Consider the following 4,632-nt stretch of genomic DNA (forward strand, 5'->3'; position numbering starts at 1 on the left):
TGCTTTGATACAATTTGGGTAAGGGGGTACAATCTAGTACCGCTCCCACCTGCAAGAATGATACCTTTCATGGCATTGTGCTCCTTCATAGTTTTTCTGATATGCTCAATTAAGAGCTTAAGCTTTAAAAACTATATAGCTTATTATGCAGGAGACCGATACATACTTAATAAAAGTGGCCTCCTACATAAATAATTAATTTAAATATTTTCCTATTACAACAGAATTATAATTACCACCATAAGAATATGTACTAATTAAGGCATTGTTCACCGGAGCCTTACGAGGATTTTCTGTGACGAGATCTATTCTTCCTCTATGACTCTTTACATTTTGCGTAGCTGGTATTTCACCATCAAATGCACATATTACACTAATGAGAGAAAGAAGGCCTGCAGTTGCATGAGTTTCCCCAAAGATAGATTTTGTGGCACTAACAGGAGCTCCGTTTTCGAATATACGTTCTATAACTCTCTCTTCAATACGGTCAAAATATGTATGACCATTGGCAGCTGCACAAATATATTCTATCTCTCCTGGAGAAATCATCGCCTCTTTCATTGCTAAACGCATAGATTCCTCCCATGCCTTTCCTAGATGATTTAAGTCCCCTATTTTACTATCATCAGATGTTAACCCAAAACCTTTAATTTCAGCTAAAATATTACCATTTCTTTTTAATGCTGCCTCCTCACTTTCTACAATAAAGGCAACGCTCCCTTCACCAAGTATGGTACCGCTATTATTACAATCAAAAGGACTTATATTTTCAGTTGTTAAGTATCTTTTTATTTTTGAGTGTCCCTCTATTATTGGATTATTTACTTCATCTGCCGTTACCACAATGAATGTGTCATAATCACTAGATTGAATCATGGCATAGGCATAGTATAGTGCACTAATACCAGAAACCCCGCCACATGAAATAGTTGAAGTAGGCCCTTTTATTTTAAAGTTTAATGAAATATGTCCAGCTGCTGCGTTCATAACAGTGTTTGGAAATAATTTAGCATTGGCGGCCTTAACACCCTCTTGGATAATAATACGGTTAAATGATTCTACCGTTCCAACTGGTCCTGTACCAGTTGCAAAAATAATTCCTATCTTGTCCCTATTATTTTTATCTATCTTTAAGTTCCCGTTTTCTATAGCCATTTTCACTGACAATACTGCATGTTTGCTAATTGAATCCATCTTCCTTAATAAATTAGGATGTATTAGCCTTCGATAGTTTTGTTCTGGTATTTTCCCGGCTTGTATGCACTTAGGATTGTCGTTCCACTGTTTAATCTTTGAGGTACCACTCTTTCCCTTAAACATACAATCTTTAATTTCTTGAAGGTTTGAAGAATTCCCAGCAAGTCCCCCTACACCAGTAATTACGACTTTTTTTTCTTTAATTAGCTTTTCCTTTGCCGCTGACAACTCAAGGTTCTCATTGTACTTACAGAATAAGATACTTGCATTGTTTCCACCGAAAGCAAATGAATTTGATAGTACATAACTCAAATCACTTCCCCTACCTATGTTAGGTACAAAATCTAGATTAAACTTTTGACTTTCAACTTCAAAGTTTATAGTTGGAGGTAAATATCCATGTTGAATAGCAAGAATACTTGTTACTGCTTCCGCCGCCCCTGCGGCTCCTAACATATGTCCTATCATTGATTTAGTTGAAGAAACTGGTGTCTTATTTTCAGTAATTAATGTACGAATTGCTTTTGGCTCTGATACATCATTTGCTGGTGTACCTGTACCATGTCCATTGATATAGCTTACTTCCTTAGCATCTATATTGGCTTTCTTTAAAGCACCTCGCATGGATCTCAAAGCACCTTCCCCGCCCGGATCTGGTGCCGTCTGATGATATGCATCTGAAGATAAATCGTAATCCACTACTTCAGCTAGGATTTTTGCACCTCTTTCAACCGCATGATTTAAGGATTCCAAGACAAGAATAGCTGCACCTTCTCCGATTACCACGCCATTACTCTTGCTATAGGGCGATGGTGGCGTTGGTGCTAGTGCTTGTAAACTATTAAAACCACTCATTGACAATTTAGATAAGGGATCTACACCACCGGTTATCATGATATCTGCTTTGTTATTTCGAATTGTATCCAGCGCAAATCCAATTGAATTTGTACCAGCGGCACATGCATTCGAAATAATCATTTTTGGCCCTTTTATTTTTAAGTCTCGAGTAATATTGTCACAGGGCGTATGGATTGGATACTTAAAAAGTAACGTTTCATCTGCTTTTTCAATTCCATCTTTAATCCACTGATTATGAAATTCTTCCCCGCTCAACATGCCTCCTAAAGATGTACCTAATGATATTCCAATTCGGTATGGATTAAAGTTTTCTATTTTTAATTTTGCGTTTTCTACCGCTTCTCTTGCCGCCATGACACCTAATTTTCCACAGCGATCCATATCCTTTATTTCATCCTTAAAGAAGTAATCATCTACCTGAAGGTTTTCAATCTCTCCACCATAATCTGTTACCATTTCAGCCATATCGATATTTTGGATTACTTTAATACCAGATTTCCCAGATTTAATATTATCCCAAAATTCTTTTACACTATTTCCGTTTGAACAAATAATTCCCATGCCAGTTACGACGATTCGTTGATTATTCATGTTCATATGCCATCACCTTTACAGTATTTTGATTGACCATGATTTAGGTAGAATATATGGTGAGGACTGAGTATGTGCCTCATACAAAGCATTTTCTTTATTTTTCACATAAAATCCAATTCCTGAAACAGCAAATGGTTCCTCTAATAAAGCAATTCCGAGTTTCATATTTAATACAGGACTTTCTTTAAGTTCAATAACTTTACCAATTAATTGTTCCTCTATAAAAATTTCATCATTAACTGTAATTTTGCTCTCTATTCCTGTCGTGAATCCCACAATTCTTTTATTTACTCCAGCTTCCGATTGCTGTTCTAAGGATTTTCTTCCATAGAATTCATCTTTATAAAAATCAATAAACCATTCTAAACCAGCTTCAAAAATATTTAGTTCTTCTAAATGTTTGAATTCAAAATATGGATGTCGAATTTCTAACATTAGCGTCTCTAATGTTTCCCAATCTACTTTCTTCAATTTAATATCTTCTTCTTTAAAAGAATTTACAGTTTCTAATACTATTGGCTCTAGGCATTTTTCAAACAATAATTGATAACCATACTCTGCTGTTACACCTGTTCTTGCTAATAGAAATTCTTTCCCAAATAATTGATTTAACACAAATGATTGAAATGGCAGTGATGATATTTCGAAGTCTAAAAACTTTTGAGCTAATTTCCATGCATACGGACCTTCAAATCCAAGTTGAGAATGTGTTTGACTTATATCTATAATCTCAACACCGCTTGGTTTTTGGTTTTGCAACCAGGCTAGTACCATTTCTTTTTTATGCGGTGTCGTAATAACTGTAAGAGAATCCTCATTTTTTAACAGATTAATAATATCAATTACAGTCCCATCTTCTTGTAATAACAAAGTAAAGAGTGTTGTTTCTTCTTCCATAAATATAATATCCTTCGTAACTAGACGATCTAGGAACTCTACATGGTCCTCACCTTTCACCACAATTCTTCCTGTTGCTGATAAATCTATTACACCAATTCCGTTACGTACTGCATCATATGCTTCATTAGTTTCTTCTTGTACATTAATTTGATTACTCATGATTAAGCGCCCCCAATTCTCTCTTTATCACATCTTTAATTGTCGGTAGATTGCATACATTATTTATATACAGTTGTTGCATATTCTTTAATTTATCAATCTCCGTTTTGCTATACAGCATATTAAATATGGTTTGACTAGTTTCTTTTAAATCAAACATTTCACAAGTATGCACACATTTAAAATAATCATTTTGCTCCATCAATGGTGCTAATTCTTTATGCCATCCATTTGGAAATACAAGAAATGGATAAAGTCCATTAGGTATTATATAATTCCATTTTTCTATAATGCTTCTTAAGGTAGGATTATGGCTATCTCTTTGATTCTTTAATTCTTCATATTCCATATGGTTTACCAGACTAATTACAGGTATTTTTCCAAATACCGCTTTTCCCATTGAGCAGGATGTAATATTATCGGTGATAAATAAATCACATGATAATATTAGTTGCTCATATTCTTCCAAATGAAGAAATGGTAGTGAAACAAATTCTATTTTTCCCCCATTTTTCATAGAAACAAATTTGGTCTCATCTGAAACCCCAATTAATTTAATACATGTATCGCTTGGAAAGTCCTGAAGATATAGGCTTAATAGTTCTTGTAATATATATTCATAACTAAACCTTGCATCATTGTACTGTTTCTTCTCCATGAGCCTCATTTTTACTAATAGGTTGGCCCATGATGATTTCGCAATCATAATTAATTTATCTTGTTCCCTACAACCTAGTTGTGTTCTTATTTTCATTCTTATTTCTTCATCTATTTGTAAAGCCTCTTTATATAATTTGACAGAAGTAATATTCTCACTATCTTGTTTATAACTATTCACTGGACAAGTTCTAATTAGCTTAAATTGAGAGGGGATTTTAGGTAGTTCTATCAATGACCTTTTCTTTAAGCTATTGTAATTTGCAT

Annotated in this window: 4 protein-coding genes; all 4 read right to left on the reverse strand. The window is 34.2% G+C overall.

What is annotated here, in order from left to right:
- The coding region (locus ACQGSG_RS26805) for a sugar phosphate nucleotidyltransferase (protein ID WP_426948452.1) at window positions 1–71 on the reverse strand (71 nt) is incomplete at its 3' end.
- Window positions 72–195: 124 nt separating this feature from the next.
- Entirely contained in the window at window positions 196–2,652 is a 2,457-nt protein-coding gene (locus ACQGSG_RS26810; protein WP_426948447.1) for a beta-ketoacyl-[acyl-carrier-protein] synthase family protein, read from the reverse strand.
- Between the two features lie 12 nt (window positions 2,653–2,664).
- The gene (locus ACQGSG_RS26815; RefSeq protein WP_426948449.1) at window positions 2,665–3,708 is read right to left on the reverse strand and encodes an aminomethyl transferase family protein; all 1,044 of its coding nucleotides are present in this window, start codon (window positions 3,706–3,708) and stop codon (window positions 2,665–2,667) included.
- The coding region (locus ACQGSG_RS26820) for a DUF6365 family protein (RefSeq protein WP_426948451.1) at window positions 3,701–4,632 on the reverse strand (932 nt) is incomplete at its 5' end. The genes ACQGSG_RS26820 and ACQGSG_RS26815, both read right to left, overlap by 8 nt.

It is taken from the genome of Bacillus sp. GMa5/1 (assembly GCF_050172015.1).
Taxonomy (GTDB): domain Bacteria; phylum Bacillota; class Bacilli; order Bacillales; family Bacillaceae_G; genus Bacillus_A; species Bacillus_A cereus.